Raw genomic sequence first — 20,229 nt, forward strand, 5'->3', positions numbered from 1 at the left:
CTTCAGTGGATGCATCGGGAAAGTCCCGAATGGAATGCTTAGTTTGGGTGCCTACGCGGTTGGCAATAGGTCGCTGGATTGGTCTACTGACAGCCCAAAGAGCTGCATGCCATCGCCGAATGCCCAGGACGCAAGGTAGTTAAAGACGAAGTCAAAGAGGGCCACGAGCGCCATCACAATAATAAGGAAGGCCACGACCACGAGAACGTAGCGCCATAGCTCCTTGCGGGTCGGCGTGACGACCTTCTTGACTTCGGCGATCACCTCGCTAAAGAAGCGCGCGAGACCGTTCTTCTCGTTCTTCTTTTTAGCGGCAGCTTCTGCCTCGGAGCGCTTGGCAGTCTTACCCTGCTTCTCGCGCTTGTCCTTGACAACCGTTTTTGCTGCAGCGGCGCCGGCAGCGGCAGTGGTTACTGCCTTACTCGAGTCACCCTTTGATTCATCAGAGTCTTCCGCCTCCGAGTCTTTAGCCGCTACCTCGTCCACCTCTGCCTCATCGGCAGCAGCTTCCGCGTCGTCAGTCGTTTCGGCGTCAACAGCCTCACTTGTTGCGTCAGTGAGTTCGTCGTCACGCTCATCGCCAGACGTGCCAGTCGCCACGTGGTTTCCCTTCGAAGTATGTTGACCGGCGCGCCCGAGCTTGAAACAGAGTTATATGCACCCGAGTTTTCAGGCACGCCACATGATGCCGATTGGCAACTTCAATAGGTTACTTCACGGAGGTTAACACTGTCGAGTCTGACACTTTCGGGCAGGGTGCTGAGCCAAGCGCTAAGGCGGATCATCAACACCCGCGGCCCGCTTAGCAGCAGGACTGGCAAAGCCCCTGCGGATGGCGTATCCTTTTCAAGTTGTCATTTCACGACAGCCTAGGGCGGTAGCTCAATTGGCAGAGCAGCGGTCTCCAAAACCGCAGGTTGCAGGTTCGATTCCTGTCCGCCCTGCTCACCGGTCAGATCCTCAAAAGGGATCGGCCGGTTTTGCTTTTCCACAAATCCCACCCCTTGCTACTGTGCATGCGGGTAGCTCTCTTTCGGCGAGGCTGGCTACTCTTGAAGTCATGACTGAATCGCGTCTCGCGCCCCGCATCGCATCCATCGCTCCTTCCGCCACCATCAAGGTTGATACCAAGGCCAAGGCACTCAAGGCTCAGGGCCGTCCGGTGATTTCTTATGCCGCCGGTGAACCCGACTTCGCCACCCCCGATCACGTGGTCGAGGCCGCTCTCGAAGCGGTGAAGGACCCGAAGAACCACAAGTACACGCCGAATGTCGGCCTGCCAGAACTGCGCGACGCCATTGCCGCCAAGACACGTCGCGACTCGGGGCTGGATGTTCCCGCAAGTCGCGTGCTGGTCACCAACGGTGGTAAGCAGGCGGTGTTCGAAGCGATCAACGCTGTCATTGGCGACGGCGACGAGGTGCTCGTCCCGACCCCGGCATGGACGAGCTACCCCGAAATCATCAAGGTTGCCGGCGGCAAGACCGTCGAGGTCTTCGCCGGCGCAGACCAGGGCTACAAGGTCACCCCGGAACAGCTCGAGGCTGCCTACACCCCGAACACCAAGGCGATCCTCTTCGTCTCGCCCTCGAACCCCACCGGCGCTGTCTACTCGGAAGCAGAAACTCGCGCCATTGGCGAGTGGGCGCTATCGAAGGACATCTGGGTCATCGCCGACGAGATCTACCAGAACCTTACCTACGACGGGGTACGGGCAATTTCGATTGCAGAAGCCGTGCCGCTGCTTGATAACCGCGTAATCCTCGTAAATGGTGTCGCGAAGTCCTTCGCAATGACCGGTTGGCGAGTGGGCTGGATGGTCGGCCCAGAAGATGTCATCAAGGGTGCCGCGAACCTGCAGTCGCACCTCACCAGCAACGTGAACAACATCGCTCAGCGCGCCGCACTTGCCGCACTGACCGGCCCCAGCGAGCCGATTGAGGAGTTCCGCCTCGCCTTCGACCGCCGCCGCAAGTTGATCGTGGAGGAGCTCTCGAAGATCGAGGGCGTTACCGTCCCGGTACCCCAGGGCGCGTTCTACGTCTACGCCGATGTTTCGGCGCTGCTCGGTCGCGAGTACAACGGCAAGGTCATCAACACTTCACTCGACCTGGCCGACTACATTCTCGACGAAGCCGAGGTTGCCGCGGTCCCCGGTGAGGCATTCGGCCCATCCGGCTACCTGCGTTTCAGCTACGCGCTCGGTGACGAACAGCTCGTCGAGGGCATCCAGCGTCTACAGAAGCTCTTCAACAAGTAGAGCAGCCGACCAAAGCTGAGTATGCGCGGCGGGGCTATTGCAGCCTCGCCGCGCTGTTCGTTTCCGTCTGAATGCGCGGCGTACGTCTCGATACGGCTACGCCTACTCGACGAACGACAAGCACCTACTCGACGAACGACAGGTGCCTGCTCGACGACTGAAAAGCGTCTACTCGACGAACGACAAGCGCCTGCTCGACGAACGGGAGTCCTAGAACTCGAAGCTAATGGCGTGATACATCGCCATGAGTTCTTCGTTACCCGCCACCGAGGTACTGTCCCACAGCACGATGTGGAAGCGCGCTCCGGTGAGCGGCATCACCCGTTCGACGAGCCACAGCTCGCCACCGTCGCAGCCGTCGACTTTTGCGACCAGCACTTCCAGCTTCGTATCGTCAGCACCGGTGAGCACATCCACCACCGGATCGCCCTGCGGTCGCACGTTGCTGCTCGCCGAGCACTCATCGCCGACCCGGTTCAGCTGCGCGATCGTGAGCGCCTCATCCGACTGTGGAGTATCAAACACGCTCGTCTGCCATACCTCGATCGAGGCGCCGTAGTCGGGGCTCACCGCGGTGAACTGGTCCGGCCGGTTGATGATGTCCTGTTCCGTCCAGTCGCCGAGTTCCGGCGGCAGCAGCGTTACCCCGTCAGGAAAGAGCGCGTCCACGTCGATCGGCACGGTGTCCCCGGCGCTAACCGTGTGGGGCGGATGCGTGGCATCCGGCCCAATCAGGTCACCATCTTCCGCACCGGTCTCAGTGGGACCTGTCACCCCTTCACTCTGACCATCCTGATCAACCGCGACCGGTTCGGTGGTCGTCCCCCACAGCATCACCAGCGCCACGACGAGCGCGACCACCACCACGCCCGTCGAAATCGACGCGAAAATCAGGCCGCGCGGACGACGCGAGGGGCCCTCGGGAACCTGCTCCAACGCATCCTGCCGCCGAAATTTCGGCTCAGGAGGACGGAAGTCATAGTCGCGAGGGCTCATGCGGCAAGGCTATCGATGGGATACGACACAGTGGTGGATGCGCGGCCCTGGCTAGATTTCCAGGCCGATGAGATTCGGCTCCGGCACGAGCACGACCCCGAATTCCTGCTGCACCCGAGCCCGCACGAAGCGCGCGAGTTCAATGATGTCCTGCGCAGTGGCAGAACGCTGATTGGTGATCGCAAGCGTGTGTTTGGTGGAAATTGCCGCACCCGAGCCGGGGAGCGCATAGCCGCGCTTAATTCCCGCGTGGTCGATGAGCCAGGCTGCCGAAAGCTTCGTCAGCGGCTCTCCGGCCTCATCTTCCCCCGCGGGGAACTTGGGAGCGCCAGCGGGCAGCTCGCGCGCGAATTCGTGGCGCACGATCGGGTTCATAAAGAAGGAGCCGCTCGAGCGGGTGTCGGTGTCGGCTGTATCCAGGACCATGCCCTTCGAGGCACGCAGGCGCAGCACGGCGTCTCGCTGGGCAGCGACGTCGACGCGCTCACCGATCTCGACGTCGAGCGCTTTCGCCAGTTGGGCGTACTTCACGGGTGCCCCGATGGCGGAGCCGGATTCGGCATCCTTCGTGACTCGCGTCAGTTGCAGCTCCACGCGCAGCACCAGACCCACCCGCTCGGCGCGCTTGAGCACCGAAGTGCGGTAACCAAGGCCGAGGTCGGCCGCGGCCACCCACTCCACCTCACCGGTATCGGCATCGAGGAGTTCAATGCGGGTGAGCACATCCGCAAGCTCTTGGCCATAGGCGCCGATGTTCTGCACCGGCGCTGCCCCAACCGAGCCGGGAATGCCGGCGAGCGCCTCAATGCCGCTGAGCCCATCCGCGACTGTTCGGTCCACGAGCGCCGACCAGGATTCCCCGGCCTCCGCACGCACGAGCACGTGACCATCCGCATCCTCGAACTCGAGACCGCGCGTGACAATCCGCAAGACCGGGCCGGGAAAGCCCTCGTCGCTCACGATCGTGTTCGAGCCGCCCGCGATGATGAGGAAGTGTTCGTCTTCCTCGGTAAGCGTGCGATAAGCCTCGATGAGCTCTTCGCGGGTGCCGGGTGTGATCAGCTCGGCCTCGGCCGCGGAGACCGCGGTCGTGGTGAGTTCAGCGAAGGTGGTCATACGGCAAACCGCGCGCGGACCTGAGCCTTGCCGAGCACGGCCTTACCCTCGTAGATCACCTCGAGGTCGATGCGGCCGATGCCGTTCTCGTCGGCGACCTGGCCGATCTTCGCGGTCACCGAGACATCCGCACCGGACTGCGGATCGACCACCACCGGCCGGGTGAACTTCACCTGGTATTCGACCACCCGGCCGGGGTCGCCGAGCGCGTCGATGACGGGCTGAATCGCAGCTCCCATGGTGAGCATCCCGTGTGCGAGCACCCCCGGCAGGCCGACCTCGTGCGCGATGTCATCGCGATAGTGGATCGGGTTGAAGTCACCGGATGCACCGGCATACCTCACGAGCGAATCGCGGGTGAAGTGCAGCTCGCGCTGCGCGATCACGTCGCCGACGGTGTACTGTCCGAGGTCGTGTTTGGTGAGATCGGTCATGGTTTATTCCTCCCCACCGATAACGAGCGTGGCAAGCGAAGTCACAACCGTTTCGCCGTTGATATCGCGAATTACAGTCGTCGCCTGAATCATGTTGACGCGGCCACGGGCCACCACCTTGGTGACTTCGAGCTCGGTGGTGAGCTGGTCACCGGCAAGCACGGGGCGCGCATACTCATATTTCTGGTCGCCGTGCACGATGTTTTTCAGCTCGAAGGTGACCATCGGGTCTGCAAGCAGCAGCTGCAGACCGCGGTCCTGCAGCACCGCGGTGAAGGTCGGCGGCGCGACGAGGTCGGCATATCCGGCAGCGCGGGCGGCGGCGAGGTCGGTGTGGATGGGGTTGGTGGCGAAGACAGCGCGGGCAAACTCCCGCACGTGCTCGCGGCCGACAAGGTACGGCTCTTGCAGCTCGAACCGGCGGCCCATAAGTTCAGGGTTCACAGTCACCCATCCAGTCTATGGGGCCCTCACCGGGTGCGCGCGATGAGGGCCGCGCGATTGGGTACGTTGAACTTCCGCAGCAGGCTCGCGACGTGGAATTTCACGGTGTGCTCGGAGACGCTCAGCTTGGCCGCGATATCCCGGTTGCGGGCACCCGTGGCGACCAACTGCAAGACCTCGCGTTCGCGGGTCGTGAGCTGGCCGTGAATATCAATCTTTGCGGCCTGAGTGGGCTGATCGAGCGGTATTCGAATTGCTAGGTCCGAGCCCCAGCCCGCGGTCGCGTTCACTTCGCAGTCGCCCTGCAGGGCTGTGATGCGTTCGATCATCGGCGCGAGTTCCGCATCCGCCGCGGCACGCTGGCCTTCCCCGTTATCGCGCAATTTGATCAGCAGGTTCTCACCGTCGCAGCCCCATTCCACGCGCAGGCGCGTCGTCTCTGGCTCATTCATTAGGGACAGCGCAAAGGTGCGCACGAGCCAGCGGGCCGCGTGGGCAACCTCGCCGGGCAGGGCGCGACCGTCCTTGGGCGGCGGGATGAGGTCGAGATCAAGATCTCCCAGGGCGCTAAAGGGTTGCAGATCTCGACGCAACTGCGAGAAGGCGCCCGTCACCGGTTCCACCGACATGGCGCGGTTGGTGAACGCAGTGTCACGAGAGGATCGCAGCGCCACCGTGAGCTGTTCTATTGCGGCCTTCCGTGCCGTGGCGTCGTCAAGATGCCGCGAGCGCAGCGTCGCGAGCACCGCTTCCAGCGCGACCGTGTGACCATCGGTGAGTTCTTGCACGACCCGGTTCCGTTCGGCAGACAGCACGCGCGACTCGGCGAGGTATTCGGGTGACGAACCCTCCACCTGGTGCTGGATGCTCGTGTCGGCCAGTTGCCACAGTTGCTCGATCACGCGACGCTGATCGGCAGTCGGCTCCGCGCTTTCGCCGGATGCATCCGGCTGGTTCCCGAAACCGGGGTCGGCGCGTTCGAAGAGCACCAGCAGCGCGTCGTGGCGAGAGCGCCAGGTGCGCACGAGGCGTTCCTGGCCACCGATTTTGGCGCGGATGCGCTCGCCGGTGTGCGGCGCATCCTCCCGGTCGCGAAGCGCCACGAGTTCATCGATTGTGACGCGCTCGGTGATCCGCGCATCCCCCGCCTTCTTGGTGGGTCGACCGGTGCACACGAGCGTGAAAATCACCAGCGCCCGGTGTGACCACGCGGGTTGAATTGCCTCCGACAGTTCACTTGCAACGTCAAGCAGCGAGGCGCTCGCAATCTTGTTCGCGAGCGAAAGTACGTCCTCCACCATCGACCTAGCCTAACGGGTAGGTAGGTCTGTGCTTCTGAGGAGCGTTGCCGGCCGGTGAATCCCCGAAGACTGAAGTCATGTTAGTTACGAGTTCACTGCAAAGCAGCCTCACCGAGATCGCCGCCGAGGTCTCCGCTTCGGCCGCAGGTGTGCGGTGCGAGCCGAGCGACGCACAGGTACTCGAGGCACTCACCGCCGCCGATCGAATCTTCGCGCTCGGCGCCGGCCGTTCCGGGCTCGCGCTGCAAATGACCGCGATGCGACTGATGCACCTCGGGCTCACCGTCAGCGTGGTTGGCGAAGTGACCGCGCCGGCGATCGGCCCAAAGGATGTGCTGCTCGTGGCCAGCGGCTCCGGCACCACCGCGGGGATTGTCCGTGCGGCCGAAAATGCCAAGCGTGCCGGTGCCCGAGTGATCGCAATCACCACGGCGCCCGAGTCCCCGCTTGGGCAACTGGCCGATGAACGCATCCTCGTGCAGGCACCCCAGAAGCAGGATCACAGCGCCGTCGCCTCTGTGCAATACGCGGGCAGTCTCTTCGAACAGACCGTGATGCTCATCGGGGATGTGCTCTTCCACGAGCTCTGGGCTCGCTCGGGCGCAAGCGCCGAAGAGCTCTGGCCGCGGCACGCGAATCTCGAATAGGGGGCAGGCGGCCGGACTCCACTGCTCTGCAAATCTCAAAACCACATCCCGAAAACACCTCCCGAAAGGACTATTTCTCATGCAGTTACAAGTCGCCATGGACGTACTCACCACCGAAGCCGCCCTTGAGCTCGCCGCCAAGGTTGCCCCGCACGTGGACATCCTCGAGCTCGGTACCCCGCTGATCAAGAGCGAGGGACTGTCGGCCATCACCGCCGTCAAGGAAGCACACCCCAACAAGATTGTCTTCGCCGACCTGAAGACTATGGATGCGGGCGAGCTGGAAGCCGAGATCGCCTTCGCTGCCGGTGCCGACCTCGTCACCATCCTCGGCACCGCCGGTGACTCGACCATCATCGGCGCCGTGGCAGCGGCGAAGAAGCACGGTAAAGGGGTCGTGGTTGACCTCATCGGTGTTGCCGACAAGGCAGCCCGCGCCAAGGAAGTCGTGGCGCTCGGTGCGCAGTTCGTTGAGGTCCACGCTGGCCTCGACGAGCAGGCAGAACCCGGTTTCAGCTTCCAGACCCTGCTCGATGCGGGTCGCGCAGCGGGCGTGCCGTTCTCGATCGCGGGCGGGGTTCGCCTCGAGACCATTGCGAGCGTCGCCGAAGCAGGCGCACGCGTAGCCGTGGTCGGTGGCGCCATCTACGGTGCCGAAGACCCGGCGCAGGCTGCCGCTGACCTGCGCGCGGCAATCACCCTCGAGCCGGCAAACGCCTAGCACTCACCACAAATCCCCGGTCGCGTTCCTCACGCGACCGGGGATTTTGCGAGGTCGGCTAGATTGCCCAGTTGAGCGGGTCGACCTGCTGGCGACGCGGCGCGAGCTCGTGGATGGTCGCATCGTGCAGGGCGGTCGGCTCGAGGCGCGAAGCGGTCTGCGTGGTATCGAAAATCTTGCGCTGCGACAGCTCGAGAGTCTCAAGGTCAACGCGGGTGATCGTGTCATCCGGCACTCGCGTCCAACCGGCGAGGTCAATACCCGTCGAAGAAAATACGATCGTGCCGTCGGCGGCCTGGTGCATCGCCAGTTTGTAGTAGTACTCGCGGTGATCGAGCGGCAACTGCTCGGGGTCAACCCCGTAGCTGCGGAAGGTCGCGTCGTTCACAAATGCGGTCGAGTTGGCGTGCACCACGATGAGCTCGTGATCGGTCAGCACCACCGCATTCAGGCTGGCAACCGGGAAGGTCGCGCGCAGTTTCTGTACGGCGCTCACGACACCGTCAGCAACGGTGCCACCAACCTCGCGAATCTCCTGACGGAGGAACGCGAAGTACAGCTCCGAGTCGGTCGTGCCTTCAACGTCTTCATAGTTTTCGGCGTGCAGCAGCTCGCGGAAAATCTCGACCGGGATGATCGTCCCGTTGTGCGCAAAGGAGAACCCCTCTTTGAGGAAGGGGTGGGTGTTGACCTTGGTGCGCTTGTGCGAGTCGGTTGCCAGGCGCAGGTGCACGAGGCGCGCGGTGGAAGCATCAGCGGTGATGGCAGATTCCAGCAGCGGGTCGTGCTGACCCGGGGTGGACACTCGCAGTGATTCAAGCTCCGGGGTAGCTTCACCGGGACCGGCAGCAAGCCAGGCAGTCCCCCAACCGTCGTTGTGGACGGTTGTCATTCGCTGGAAGGCTCCGGCGTTTTCTGCGCCGATCACCTCCGAGACGGTCGTCTCCCGGGGTGCGGCGTAGGCAAGCAGTCGGCACATGACTTCTCCCTTTCGCTGCGTTCACCGCGCTTCCGATCCGAAGCACGAAGTTCGTCTATCTTCCCACCGGCCCAAGAAAGAAGCGAAGGCGTGTGACGATTGACGTCATATTCGCTGCGAGGTGGGAGAATGAGAGCGTTATGTTCTCGATTCTCTCTGCCCAGACCGCATCCACGGCGCCCGCCGAAACTTCGACTGACCCGGTCGCTTTCGTGATCGTCGGAGTGATTGTGCTGGTGCTTTTCCTCGGCATCGTGATTCGCATCCTTCGCCGCAATCGCCTCAAGAAGTAGCCACGCCGATCCGGAGCCGCGCGGGCTCCTGAGGAGGTACCAATGCTCGATCTCACTGTCTCCGGCCTGCTGCTCGATATGGACGGCACGCTCGTCGATTCAAATGCCCTGGTCGAGAAAATCTGGCAAGAATTCGCGCATCGACACGGCCTTGAGCTCGCGAGCATCCTCGAGGTGTCGCACGGTCGACCCTCGATCGACACGGTTCGCGAGTTCCTCCCTGATGCCGATGCGGCAACCCATTGGGAGGAACGCAATTGGATTGAGGCACAGGGCCTTGCCAGCACCGACGGGGTCGTCGAAATCCCCGGCGCGGCCGAGTTCATGACTCGGGTGGATGCACTGGGCATCCCGGTTTCAATCGTCACCTCCGCCCCGCGGGACCTTGCGATTAAGCGGTTCGACGCCGCCGGAGTGCCGTTTCCCGCGAATGCGATCACCGCCGATGACATCACCACGGGAAAGCCCGACCCACAGCCATTCGCGCTCGGCGCGCAGCTGCTTGGGCTCCCCGCGGGAGTCTGTGCGGCCTTCGAGGATTCCGGCGCGGGCCTCAATTCCGCCCGCGGAGCCGGATGCGCGGCGGTGGTGGTCGGTTCCTATGACGGCCCCGAGACGATCGGGCTGCCACGGATCTCCAATTGGGATGCGGTGGGGCTGGAGTCTGCTGGTGAGGCTTTCCGAGTTTTCACCGCCTCGGAGGCGTAGTCGAGGCGGGCACGTGCTGATCTGCCTACCATGACGCTATGGCTGACATTCTGCTGATTGGGTATGGCACGATCGGGCAAGACCTCGTGTCATTGCTGGAACCGGAGATCGCGCGCGGAGAGATCCGTATTCTTGCCGCCGCGGTGCGTGACCCGCAAAAACCTCGACCCACAGCAAGCGCCGTGCCGCTCATCCACACCGATAAACTCGCGAACTACCTCCCCCAGGCCGACCTCGTCGTCGAGTGCGCGGGCGTTCCCGCCGCAATCAGCCACGGCTCGGAAGTAATCAGCGCCGGTCGAGAGATGATCCTCACGAGCGTCGGCGCGCTCGCACATCGGGATGCGCGGCTCGGCATGCTTTCCGGTCCCGGAAAGCTCACGGTCACCAACGGTGCGATCGGCGGCTTCGATCTGCTCGGCGCGGCGGCACAGGCAGGTGGCATTGCGGAGATTTCAATCCAAACCTCAAAACTCGCGGCTTCGCTCGTGCGGCCCTGGATGACGCAGGCCGAGCGGGCGCGGTTACAAGACCTCACACCAACGGACGAAGCGTTCGTGCTGTTTGATGGGAACCCGACGGACGCGATTGAAAAGTTTCCGGCGAATGTGAATGTCGCGGTCGCGCTTGCCTGGGCTACCCGGGAGCTTTTACCTGCCGACGCGCCCGGCGCGGAACAGTCGCAAGCATTCGAGCGAGCTTTGGCACAGGTGCGGGTGCGCATCCTGGCCGACCCGAACGCGAGGCTGAGTCTGCACGTGATTCGTGCATCCGGCCCGGCAGGGACCTATGAGTTCTCGCTCGAGAACGCACCTTCGCCGTCGAATCCGCGCACGAGTGGCTTGACTGCGATGTCGGTGGCTCGTGACGTACGCGAGTCAATCTTGCGCTGCTAACAAAAGTCGCGGTTACAGAAATGCAATATCCCGGGTAGTGTTGCTATCAATGCGAAATTCCCCGGTTGTGGTTTTGTAGAAAATCCGGCAAATTCGCAAAGTTTTGACGATGGATGGGGACCACATCGTTCCTGAGTAACCCGTTCATCTCTGTCAACAATCTCGAGATCGTGCGCTAAGCGACGACGCGACGCGCGACTCCATCAGCTTCGCGGTGGCAAATCACCGTGGAAAACAGAACCGCATACGTGGTTCAGCACAACGAAGGAAAAAAATATGCCAACTGGCACCGTCAAATGGTTCAACTCGGACAAGGGCTACGGCTTCATTGCTCCCGACGACGGCTCGGCCGACCTCTTCGCGCACTACAGCGAGATCGAGGGTCGTGGACACCGCAACCTTGAAGAAAACCAGAAGGTCGAATTCGACACCGAGCAGGGCCAGAAGGGCCCCCAGGCTACGAACATTCGCGGCCTCTAAGTCGAACACGGTCTGACGCGCTCAGTGGCAATTCGTTTCTGACCTCGTCAACACGTCCACCTTCGGGTGGTGCGGCGGTCAACTTTTCGGAGTTGACCGCCGTTGTGGTTTCCGGCGCCGCGAACAGTTCCGAGCCCCGGGCCGCGACCCGTTCGCTGACCCGTTCGTAATACAATGCAGCGATTTCGCGGTTTCTTGCCCGGAACATCCCCCGCTGAGAATTTGGCGTGTAACTCTTCGTTATACAGCTACCGCTGGAGCGAGGTTTGCACCAAAGTAGACACAGAACTCCGAACCATCGCCTCATTCGAGGCTTCGGCCACCACTACGGAACAGTGCTATGTCTATGACCCAAGTAATCCGACCGCCATACCTGAAGGGCAGCGTCACGGAAGATGACTTCCGCTCGCCAGAGCAAGCATCGGCGGATGAATTCAAGAACGTCTTCCGGAACCACCCGGGTGGCGTCGCGCTGATCACCGCCGACGACGGGAACGGTCCGGTTGCGCTGACCGCGACCTCGGTGTTCTCAATTTCGGTTGACCCACCGCTGTTGGGTTTCTCGGCTTCCGCAATCTCCTCAAGCACGCCAACGCTCCTGCAGGCTGACACGGTCGTGGTGCACTTCCTTACTGATGAAAACCTCGCCGTTGCCAAGCTCGGTGCGACCAGCGGCATTGACCGCTTCGCCGACACCAGCATTTGGGGGCGCCTGGAAACTGGGGAACCCTATTTCCACGGTGTGAAGACCTGGGTTCGCGGCGAAATCGTCTCGCGTCTCGAGACCGCGGGCGGCATCCTGCACGTGGTTCGCGGGCTGAGCACCTCCATTGCTGAGGGTCCGGCGGAAGACGACTCAAACCCAATCGCCTACGTGAACCGCACCTGGCACGCACTCACGCAGGGCTCTTCACTGCCCGCAAACTAATCTGTCTGTGATCCGGCCTCCCGCGCGCGGGCGATCTTTTCTTGGTCTATCGCGCCGGTGTGAGCGTCCCGGTAGTCCGGTGGCGCATCCTGCCGCGATTGCTTAGAGCCTTCACCACCTTCGCGCCCACCAAAGGGGCGACCGTGGTCGGCGTATTCAGCACGCTGGAAGGAGAAGGCGTGCGGACCGATTCGAAATTCCGAACCGTGGCGCAGCCGAGCGCCCTTGGGCGCGTCATCAAAGGGTGATTCTTCTCCCGCACTTGAAGTGTGGGTCTCCCCCTGCGAATCGAGCACATACTCATCCGTATGCGTGTGGGAGATCGTCGCGTGGTGCGGCAAGAGGCCTTCCAACACGATGTCGCAATCGGCTGAGGAACCCAGGGTGACGACTTCACGATTGATCGGATAGACCGGCGGGCCAGCCGGATCTTCCACACCGATCATCACGATCCGCGGTTCGCCCGCACCGTAAGTACTGTGGGTTGTCGGCCCGCGACCATAGTGCGGCGGTTCCCGGTGCAAAATATTGGGAAGATCTGGGTGACGGCGTGGGTTGACACCGCTGTCATGGTCAGTCATCGTTGACACCTCTTTTCGCGGCCGTGATTGCTGCTGCATCACGAATTCGCATCCCGTCGGGGTCTGCGGGGTTGGGCCCCGAATCTTTACTCCACGGTAGAACTTCAGTCGTAAGGCTGGCTCAAAGTTCGGCCTCGACTTCCCGCGGGATTGCTAGCTCAATTAATTGTGAAGAATCCCTTCGAATGTGCTGTTTTGTCCGACTTTGTCACCAATAACCAAGCCTTCGCGCCTTTCTCGCGTTGATGACGATAAAATCGAAGAAATCACTGCACGCTGCCGCGATTCCCTTCTTTTCCGTTCATGGAGTTCCGCAATGTCCCCTCTCGGTCGAATGACGCTCAAGGAACTCGCAACGATGGCTGGTGTGACTCCTTCCACAGTGTCGCGCGTGCTCAACGACCCAGCCGGGACGGGCACGAAGTGGGCAAGCCCCGAGACGGCCCAGCGCATCCTCGATCTCGCGCGCGAAACGGGTTACGCGAAAAATCCACACGCCGCCTCCCTACGCACCAAACGTTCGGGCCTACTCGGCATCGTGTTCCCACGACTTAATGACTACGTCTATTCATCGATGTACGAGGGTGTTGATGAGGCCGCGACCGCTAACGGCTATTTCGCAATGGTCACCACGACGCATGAGGACCCGGAGCTGCGTGATATTCGGGTCCGGCAGCTCGTGGAGCGTCGGGTTGATGGCATCGTCCTGAGCGATGCCCAATTGGATGACCCGGTTGTCGAAGACCTGCGGGCCCGCGACTTCCCAATCGTCGTGCTGAACCGGCGCTCCGGTCTCGCGGTCTCTTGCGTCACGGATGACTACCGCGGCGGTTATCTCATGGGAGAGCACTTCATCCAGCAGGGATACGAATCCATCGCCATCATCGCCGCCAGCAACTTGATTTCCACCAGCGTGGATCGTCGCGATGGCTGTCTCGCCGCCCTGCGCGACCGCGATTTCGATACCGACAGCGTACGCGTCGTGCACGAAGGCTTCACCGTGGAAAGTGGCGCCCGGGCAATGACGAAACTCCTCGAGTCAGAGACCGCTCCGCGAGCGGTATTCGCGGTGAACGATGCCTCCGCGCTCGGTGCTATCGGAGTGATCCGCGAGCGCGGGCTGCGCATCCCCGACGATATTGCTGTGGCGGGCTATAACGATACCCCGATCGCACGTGCCCTAACCCTGACCACGGTCACCACGCCCCTACACGAGATGGGGAAGGAATCGGTGAAGCTGCTCGATAAACTGCTTCGCAAACAGCAGCCCGAATCCGTCCTGCTGCCGGTGAGATTGACGGTTCGCGACAGCGCCTAGGCCAGCAACCTGCCTAGACCAGCTGCCGCGTCTTGATTTGCCCATCCACTAGGTTCACCTCTCGGTGCAGGTGCGGTAGGTGCACGAGGTCGTGGGTCACCAGCAGCGTCGCGGTGTTGAGGCGATCCGTCAGTTCAAGGATGAGCTGGATGATTTGCTCACCGCGGGCCTGGTCGAGCGCGCTGGTGGGTTCGTCCACGAGCAGCACGCTGGGATTGTTCATGAGCGCGCGGGCAATATTTACGCGCTGTCGCTGCCCGCCGGAGAGCTGGTGCGGTCGTTTCTCGAGGTGCTCACCGAGCCCCACCGCGTTGAGCAGTTCCACGGCTCGGGCCGCGGTTTCCCGCCTGGTGCTGCGGCGGCCGCGCCCGCCGAGTTCATTCGTCACGCAGAGTTGCTCGACGGCCGTGAGGGCGGGGAGCAAGTTCGACTGCTGAAATACGATGCCAATACGCTCGCGTCGCAGGGCGGTGGCTTCGTCTCGGCTAAGTCCGGTCACATCAATACCGTCAATAGCGACGCGTCCGGATGTGGGCCGGATGAGCGTGGCCGCGACCGCGAGCAGGCTGGATTTACCGCTGCCGCTGGGCCCGGTGATTGCGGTCACGGTGCCAGGATGCGCGGTCAGCGAGACCTCGTCGAGTGCGGTGATCGTCGAGTCGCCATCGGGAAAGCGGAGGCTGATCTGGTCGAGGGTAAGCATTTTGAACTCCTGAACGATGGTGGGATTTAGCGGCTGCTGCCGAGTGCGGTGAGGGGATCGACGCGGGTCACTGAGCGCACCGCGAATCCCGCACCCCCTAACCCGAGCAGGGTCATGATGACCGCTGGCACGAGGGTGGTCAGCGGTGAGAACACGAAGGGCAGTGCCTGGCTTGCCAATAGGCCCAAGCCGGTGACTACGAGCATCCCGATGCCGATTCCCGCGAGGAGGACGATAAGCGCCTGCCCGAGCGAATCGCGCACGAGTGAGGATGTGCTCGCGCCGAGTGCTTTGAGTACCGCGACGTCTCCCCGACGCTGCATGGTCCATACGGTGAAGAACGCACCGATCACGAGGCCGGAGATCCCGAACAGCATCCCGACCATCAGTAGGAGCGAACCGATTTCGGATTTGAAGGAGCTCAAGGCCATGAGCGTCCCAATCGTCGATTCCGAGACCGTCCCCGCCGCTGCATCCGCCGCATCCCAAGCCGCGGAGTCAAAGTCTGACCCAGTCGAGATCGCGAGGACGGTGGCGTAGGCATCGGCGTTCCCCGTGGCGGCCGCATAGGCCTGCCAATCTTCGAGGACTACCTGAGCGACCGGGGTGTGGCTGTACCACCAGTCGCCGCCGATGGCGTCGACGGTGAAGTCATGTCCGGCAACGGTGACGGTGTCTCCCACGTCCACGCCGAGTTCCTTAGCTGCGGGGGCGGAGAGCGTCATGCCACCGGACTCGGTGGGTGCCGGCTCAAGGGAATCCGCAGCGGCCGGGGTCACCCCGAACAGCGCAATGCTGGTGCGTGCCGAGGAGGTCTCCGCGCGAGTTTGACTGATCCCGATCGGCGCCACGGCGGTGACCCCGGCGGTGTCGGACCACTGCTGTGCCTGCTCAGCCGTGACCGCAGAATCGGTGAAACTCACTTCGCCCTCCGAGGCTGGGGCAAACACCACGCGCTCCCCCGGCATTGCGAGTACGGCGGAAATATTCTGTTGCGCGAGCCCGCCGGTGAGTCCGCTCAGGAAACCGACGAGGAGAGTAATGAGCGCCACGACGGAACCGATTAGGAGGAATCGGCCGCGGGCAAAACGCAGATCGCGCAGGGCGACAAACATGGTGCGGTCCTTTCTGGCCACCGGGGTGGTGACGGCTTCCAGCCTCTCGAGAATTGCGCCGCGAGCCATCACGCATAGGCAGGTCGCTGCCCGACCGAAGGCACAGCTTCGCTTTCCTTCTTTTGGAGGATGCTCGGCTTTGTCCGCCTGGCTACAGTTCGCGATATGCCTCAAGCCGCCCCTCAGTTCGCTCGCTCTTCGGCGTCCGCACGCTCCCGCGTGCACATTGCTCTCGAACTCGGGCTGGTGGTGCTCTTTGTCGGATTGATCGCACTGCCGCTGCTGCGCTCGGTGCAGCATCCTTCACCCAATAGCCTCGCGATTCAGTTGATCTGTGTGCTGATGCTCGCGCTCTTTCTCGGGCTGGGCTACCTCGTTGTGGTGTACGGGAGGGCAAGAAGGTCGGCTGACCGGATGCGATGGCTGCGCGCCCTGTGGGTCCTCGGGCTCACCTGTCTGTGGCTCATGCTGCTGTGGCTTACGGCGGATGCGGCTTGGGTCGTTTTCGCGCTCTTCTTCCTCTATCTCTACAGTTTTCCGCCGCTTCTTGGCGCGCTGGCCGTCCTCGCCTCCGCGCTCGTGACCGGAGCGACGCTGCATTTTGGTGACGGCGGTGGCTTTGCTTCCTTCGCGGGGCCGATGGTCGGTGCGGCCTTCGCGATCGTGATCGGCCTCGGATATCGCACGCTGCGGCGGGAGACCGATGCCAAGGATGAACTCATTGGCCAGCTTGCCGAAGCGCTCGAGGAGCGGGATGCGGCGGAGCGCGAGGCCGGTGTGCTCTGGGAACGTGAGCGGCTGGGCCGGGAGATTCACGACACGGTCGCGCAGGGTCTTTCGAGCATCCAAATGCTCTTACACGCCGCCGAACAGGCCGATCCCGACAGGCCCGGAATCGAGCACATCCGCCTCGCTCGCGAAACCGCCGCCACCAACCTCGCCGAGACGCGCCGATTCATTGAGCAGCTCTTGCCGGCGCGGCTCGAGGAGCAGGGACTCGGGCAAACGCTGCGGCGGATGGCGCAGGGCGAGTGGGCGGGTAGCGGCCTGGAGGTTCGCGTGCGGGTTGATGAGGGTCCGGACTTGCCAATGCCGGTGCAGAGTGCGCTGCTACGTATTAGTCAGGGCGCGATCGCGAATGTTCTGCAGCACGCACAGGCGACGCTCGCGACGATCACACTGCTGCGCAATGACGAATCGCTCAGCTTCACGATCACCGATAACGGGCGCGGGTTTGATCCCTCCGCCACGAAGTTCACGCCCGGGCGCGGGTCATTCGGTCTGCAGTCGATTCGCGAACGCGTTGAGCAGCTCGGTGGCACGCTCACCATCAGTTCCGAGGCGGGCGCGGGCACTACGCTGACCGTAACCCTCGATGCCGCGCTCACGGAAGGTTCGCTGTGATCCGTCTCCTCCTTGCAGATGATCACCCCATCGTGCGCGCGGGGCTGCGAGCACTGTTCGCGCTGGAAGGGGATCTCGAAATCATCGCCGAAGCCGACACCCCCGAAGAAGCAGTGCGCCTCGCCGAGCTAGAAGGCCCGGACGTGGTGCTGATGGATCTGCAGTTCGGCCCCCACGGTGCCTCGGGCGGGGCGGATGCGACGCGCAAGATTCGCGCGCTCCGACAGCCTCCCTTTGTGCTGGTGCTTACCAATTACGACTCGGATGCGGATATCCTCGGCGCGGTCGAGGCGGGGGCAAGCGGCTATCTCCTCAAGGATGCCCCGCCAGCGGAGCTGATCGCGGCGGTGCGGGCCGCTGCCGCCGGTGAGAGTGCGCTCGCTCCGGTGATTGCTGGGCGGCTACTGGAACGGATGCGATTGCCACAGGTCTCGCTTTCGGGCCGCGAGATCGAGGTGCTCGGGCTCGTTGCGGACGGGAACACCAATGCGGAGATCGCAAGTGCCCTGTTCCTGAGCGAAACCACGGTGAAATCGCATCTCGGGCATATCTTCACCAAGCTCGGAGTGACCACGCGTACTGCCGCGGTCGCGGAGGCTCGCGACCGCGGGATTCTGCGCGCGTAACGCCCCGGAGCATTAGGACTCGGCGCTGGCTGCCGGGCACTGACTGCTGGGCACCGCCTGCCAGACATCGACTGTCGAGCACTGACTGCCGGAGACTGACAAATGAACGACTTTGTCACACCTAGCAGTCGGGAGCAATTTCGTGCCGAACATTATGCGCTGCGCGTAACCTTGCGCCTTCCGACTCGGTATTCGCGCTGCCTACCGGGTAACGTCGAACCATGACTCTCGCCGACAGCGCGGCATCGCCGCTGTGCATCGCATTCGTGGTGCTCCACACTTCGCCCATTGACGAGCCCGGAACGAAGGACGCTGGCGGCATGAACGTCGTCGTGCGCGCGCAAGCCGAAGAGCTCGCAAAACTCGGCCATCGAGTGGAACTGATCACCCGCCGGCAAGACACCACCTCCCGCGCCCTCAGCGAGCTGGCACCGAACTTGCGACTGCACATCCTCGATGCCGGCCCCGCCGAGACCATCGAAAAGGGCGACCACGAGCTGTACATTGACGAGTTCCGCGAGCAACTCAGGCCCCTGCTGGAGGAACTGGACGTCGATGTCATTCACGGCGAGCACTGGTTCTCTGGCATCGCCGCGCTGCCCCTCGCTCGGGAGCTCGAGGTGCCGCTCGTACAGAGCTTCCATTCCATTGCGGCGAAGGACTCCTCTCCGCTAGCCGACGGTGAGCGCGCCGAATCTCCGGGCCGTCTGGCCGGTGAAGCCATGCTCGCCAAGGAGTCGGACGCACTCGTCGTCATTAGCGATGCCGAACGGCACACTGCTGTCTCCCGGCTCGGCGCCAACCCCGAGCACGTCAAGATCGTGCCGCCGGGCGTGGACCACGACCTGTTCTACCCGGCCGAGCACAGCGACGCGAACACCTCGCGACGCAAGCGGCTGATTTCTGCCGGGCGCCTGCATCCACTCAAGGGTTTCGACCTCATCATTGAAGCCCTCGCACTCATCGACGAGCAGATCCGGCCGCTGCTGGTGATTGTCGGTTCCGCGCCGCCCGACTCCACGGCTTACGAGACTTCGCTGCACGAGGCCGTCGAGCGGCTCGGGCTTGCCGATGACGTACTCTTCGTGGGCCCGAAGACCCGCGCCCCGCTCGCCGAGGAGCTCCGCGCGAGCGATATTGCCCTCATGCCCTCCCACTCGGAAACCTTTGGGCTCGTCTCGCTCGAATCTGCGTCAAGCGGGTTGCCGGTGATCGCGTACCGTTCCGGTGGGTTGCAAGAGTCGGTGCTCGATGGTGTGACGGGACTCCTCGTTGACTCGCGTGACCCCGCAGAATGGGCCGCGACCATCACGCGACTGCTCACCGATGAAGCGCTCACCCGCAAGCTCAGCGAGCAGGCTCGACAGCATGCCCTCGAAATGACCTGGCAGGCTTCGGCCGAACAGCTCCTCGCGGTCTATCGCGAACTGACCGCCGCATCCTTCGACACCGTGGATGCCGCGCATGAGTGACCCCGCCGCCGCATCCATCACCGACCTGCTCTCGCGCGCCAAGCGCATCCTCGTGGTGCATGCGCATCCCGATGACGAGGCCCTCGCCGGTGGTGCACTCTTGCGCGAATTTCATGAGCGCGGCATTCGGGTCACGCTCGTGACGTGCTGCCGCGGTGAAGCCGGCGAGATCGTCGCCGGGGTACTCCCCGAAGGGACCGATCCGGCAGAGCTTTCGCGCGTACGCGAACAGGAATTGGCGGGATCGGTCGCGGCGCTCGGGATCGACGCCGCCCACTGGTTGGGCCTGCCGCCGGTTCGCGCCGCGGGGTTGCCTGCCCGTGTCTATCGAGACTCGGGGATGCAGTGGCTCCGTCCGGGACTCGCGGGCCCCGCGGACACCACCGATCGCGAATCACTCACGGCCGCGCCACTCGAAGAAGTCACCGCAGATCTCCTTGCGTTGGCCTCCGCGGAGGCTCCCGATCTCATCATTAGCTATGACGATGCTGGCGGCTACGGGCATCCGGATCACGTCCGCGCACGCGAGGCGACCCTCGCTGCGGCGCGTGAGTTGGGCATCCCCTACGCCGAATTGGTGGAAGAGGAAGCAAGCGACGAAGACTCGGTCGATTTCGATGCCGACGATGCCGCCTGGTTCTCGCTCCCGCAGCACCTGCCAGCTGTGTTGGATGCGCTGCGCAGCCACCGCACGCAGCTTACGGTTGATGAAGATGGTCGCGGCTTGACGCACTCGGGCGGGCAGCGTCAGGAAGTGCCCTTCTCGATCGGGCTGCGGCTGCTTCGGTAGCTGACTCGCTCGTTCAG

Annotated in this window: 23 protein-coding genes and 1 tRNA gene; 14 read left to right on the forward strand and 10 right to left on the reverse strand. The window is 63.1% G+C overall.

Annotated elements, in window-relative coordinates:
- Positions 1–51: 51 nt before the first annotated feature.
- Positions 52–600 (reverse strand): preprotein translocase subunit SecE, encoded by a 549-nt coding sequence (gene secE / locus F8O05_RS00975; RefSeq protein WP_158050889.1) that lies wholly within the window; start codon positions 598–600, stop codon positions 52–54.
- Between the two features lie 271 nt (positions 601–871).
- Between secE and F8O05_RS00980 the strand changes: the two genes are divergently transcribed.
- Both F8O05_RS00980 and F8O05_RS00985 read left to right on the forward strand, forming a co-directional pair.
- Positions 872–944, forward strand: a tRNA-Trp gene (locus tag F8O05_RS00980).
- A 116-nt stretch (positions 945–1,060) separates the two neighbouring features.
- Complete coding sequence (locus F8O05_RS00985) at positions 1,061–2,260, forward strand: pyridoxal phosphate-dependent aminotransferase (RefSeq protein ID WP_158050890.1); 1,200 nt, start codon at positions 1,061–1,063, stop codon at positions 2,258–2,260.
- A 210-nt stretch (positions 2,261–2,470) separates the two neighbouring features.
- Here F8O05_RS00985 and F8O05_RS00990 read toward each other — a convergent pair whose 3' ends face one another.
- Genes F8O05_RS00990 through F8O05_RS01010 form a run of 5 tightly spaced genes read right to left on the reverse strand, consistent with a single transcriptional unit; the run spans position 2,471 to position 6,551 of the window.
- Positions 2,471–3,256 (reverse strand): hypothetical protein, encoded by a 786-nt coding sequence (locus tag F8O05_RS00990; RefSeq protein WP_158050891.1) that lies wholly within the window; start codon positions 3,254–3,256, stop codon positions 2,471–2,473.
- Between the two features lie 51 nt (positions 3,257–3,307).
- On the reverse strand, positions 3,308–4,372 hold the full coding sequence (locus F8O05_RS00995; RefSeq protein ID WP_158050892.1) for a UDP-N-acetylmuramate dehydrogenase: 1,065 nt from the start codon (positions 4,370–4,372) through the stop codon (positions 3,308–3,310).
- Positions 4,369–4,806 (reverse strand): MaoC family dehydratase, encoded by a 438-nt coding sequence (locus tag F8O05_RS01000; protein WP_158050893.1) that lies wholly within the window; start codon positions 4,804–4,806, stop codon positions 4,369–4,371. Before F8O05_RS01000 ends, F8O05_RS00995 begins: the two co-directional genes overlap by 4 nt.
- Positions 4,807–4,809: 3 nt before the next feature.
- Entirely contained in the window at positions 4,810–5,256 is a 447-nt protein-coding gene (locus tag F8O05_RS01005) for an FAS1-like dehydratase domain-containing protein (protein ID WP_192496969.1), read from the reverse strand.
- Positions 5,257–5,276: 20 nt separating this feature from the next.
- Positions 5,277–6,551 carry a LuxR C-terminal-related transcriptional regulator gene (locus tag F8O05_RS01010; RefSeq protein ID WP_158050894.1) on the reverse strand — a complete coding sequence of 425 codons (1,275 nt, stop codon included), beginning with the start codon at positions 6,549–6,551 and terminating at the stop codon, positions 5,277–5,279.
- Between the two features lie 77 nt (positions 6,552–6,628).
- Between F8O05_RS01010 and hxlB the strand changes: the two genes are divergently transcribed.
- Positions 6,629–7,198 (forward strand): 6-phospho-3-hexuloisomerase, encoded by a 570-nt coding sequence (gene hxlB / locus F8O05_RS01015; protein ID WP_158050895.1) that lies wholly within the window; start codon positions 6,629–6,631, stop codon positions 7,196–7,198.
- Positions 7,199–7,277: 79 nt separating this feature from the next.
- Positions 7,278–7,919 (forward strand): 3-hexulose-6-phosphate synthase, encoded by a 642-nt coding sequence (gene hxlA / locus F8O05_RS01020; RefSeq protein WP_158050896.1) that lies wholly within the window; start codon positions 7,278–7,280, stop codon positions 7,917–7,919.
- A gap of 58 nt (positions 7,920–7,977) precedes the next feature.
- Here the strand turns inward: hxlA and F8O05_RS01025 are convergent, their stop codons facing one another.
- Positions 7,978–8,898 (reverse strand): class II glutamine amidotransferase, encoded by a 921-nt coding sequence (locus tag F8O05_RS01025; protein WP_158050897.1) that lies wholly within the window; start codon positions 8,896–8,898, stop codon positions 7,978–7,980.
- A gap of 140 nt (positions 8,899–9,038) precedes the next feature.
- Between F8O05_RS01025 and F8O05_RS14730 the strand changes: the two genes are divergently transcribed.
- The 5 genes from F8O05_RS14730 (at position 9,039) to F8O05_RS01045 (ending at position 12,203) form a co-directional block, all read left to right on the forward strand.
- On the forward strand, positions 9,039–9,191 hold the full coding sequence (locus F8O05_RS14730) for a hypothetical protein (protein WP_192496970.1): 153 nt from the start codon (positions 9,039–9,041) through the stop codon (positions 9,189–9,191).
- A gap of 42 nt (positions 9,192–9,233) precedes the next feature.
- Positions 9,234–9,899, forward strand: a complete 666-nt coding sequence (locus tag F8O05_RS01030; RefSeq protein ID WP_158050898.1) for an HAD-IA family hydrolase — start codon at positions 9,234–9,236, stop codon at positions 9,897–9,899.
- A gap of 38 nt (positions 9,900–9,937) precedes the next feature.
- Positions 9,938–10,795: an aspartate dehydrogenase domain-containing protein gene (locus F8O05_RS01035; RefSeq protein WP_158050899.1), complete on the forward strand. Its 858-nt coding sequence runs from the start codon at positions 9,938–9,940 to the stop codon at positions 10,793–10,795.
- A 276-nt stretch (positions 10,796–11,071) separates the two neighbouring features.
- The gene (locus F8O05_RS01040) at positions 11,072–11,275 is read left to right on the forward strand and encodes a cold-shock protein (RefSeq protein WP_158050900.1); all 204 of its coding nucleotides are present in this window, start codon (positions 11,072–11,074) and stop codon (positions 11,273–11,275) included.
- Between the two features lie 346 nt (positions 11,276–11,621).
- Positions 11,622–12,203, forward strand: a complete 582-nt coding sequence (locus F8O05_RS01045; protein ID WP_158050901.1) for a flavin reductase family protein — start codon at positions 11,622–11,624, stop codon at positions 12,201–12,203.
- Here F8O05_RS01045 and F8O05_RS01050 read toward each other — a convergent pair.
- Positions 12,200–12,784 (reverse strand): FHA domain-containing protein, encoded by a 585-nt coding sequence (locus F8O05_RS01050; RefSeq protein WP_158050902.1) that lies wholly within the window; start codon positions 12,782–12,784, stop codon positions 12,200–12,202. The two genes, F8O05_RS01045 and F8O05_RS01050, sit on opposite strands and share 4 nt — an antisense overlap.
- Positions 12,785–13,100: 316 nt before the next feature.
- Here F8O05_RS01050 and F8O05_RS01055 point away from each other — a divergent pair, with 316 nt between their 5' ends.
- Positions 13,101–14,102, forward strand: a complete 1,002-nt coding sequence (locus tag F8O05_RS01055; RefSeq protein ID WP_158050903.1) for a LacI family DNA-binding transcriptional regulator — start codon at positions 13,101–13,103, stop codon at positions 14,100–14,102.
- Between the two features lie 13 nt (positions 14,103–14,115).
- Here the strand turns inward: F8O05_RS01055 and F8O05_RS01060 are convergent, their stop codons facing one another.
- Together F8O05_RS01060 and F8O05_RS01065 are read right to left on the reverse strand one after the other, a co-directional pair.
- On the reverse strand, positions 14,116–14,805 hold the full coding sequence (locus F8O05_RS01060; protein WP_158050904.1) for an ABC transporter ATP-binding protein: 690 nt from the start codon (positions 14,803–14,805) through the stop codon (positions 14,116–14,118).
- Positions 14,806–14,831: 26 nt separating this feature from the next.
- The gene (locus tag F8O05_RS01065) at positions 14,832–15,920 is read right to left on the reverse strand and encodes an ABC transporter permease (RefSeq protein ID WP_158051323.1); all 1,089 of its coding nucleotides are present in this window, start codon (positions 15,918–15,920) and stop codon (positions 14,832–14,834) included.
- Positions 15,921–16,085: 165 nt separating this feature from the next.
- On the opposite strand from F8O05_RS01065, the gene F8O05_RS01070 reads away from it, so the two are divergent.
- From F8O05_RS01070 to F8O05_RS01085, 4 genes are all read left to right on the forward strand, one after another.
- Positions 16,086–17,324: a sensor histidine kinase gene (locus F8O05_RS01070; protein ID WP_158050905.1), complete on the forward strand. Its 1,239-nt coding sequence runs from the start codon at positions 16,086–16,088 to the stop codon at positions 17,322–17,324.
- Positions 17,321–17,950: a response regulator transcription factor gene (locus F8O05_RS01075; RefSeq protein ID WP_158050906.1), complete on the forward strand. Its 630-nt coding sequence runs from the start codon at positions 17,321–17,323 to the stop codon at positions 17,948–17,950. The genes F8O05_RS01070 and F8O05_RS01075 overlap by 4 nt, the downstream gene beginning before the upstream one ends.
- Before the next feature lie 221 nt (positions 17,951–18,171).
- Positions 18,172–19,422: a glycosyltransferase gene (locus tag F8O05_RS01080; RefSeq protein ID WP_158050907.1), complete on the forward strand. Its 1,251-nt coding sequence runs from the start codon at positions 18,172–18,174 to the stop codon at positions 19,420–19,422.
- Positions 19,415–20,212 (forward strand): PIG-L deacetylase family protein, encoded by a 798-nt coding sequence (locus F8O05_RS01085; protein ID WP_158050908.1) that lies wholly within the window; start codon positions 19,415–19,417, stop codon positions 20,210–20,212. Before F8O05_RS01080 ends, F8O05_RS01085 begins: the two co-directional genes overlap by 8 nt.
- The last annotated feature ends 17 nt before the right edge of the window (positions 20,213–20,229 follow it).

Source organism: Gulosibacter chungangensis (assembly GCF_008831155.1).
Classification (GTDB): Bacteria; Actinomycetota; Actinomycetes; order Actinomycetales; family Microbacteriaceae; genus Gulosibacter; species Gulosibacter chungangensis.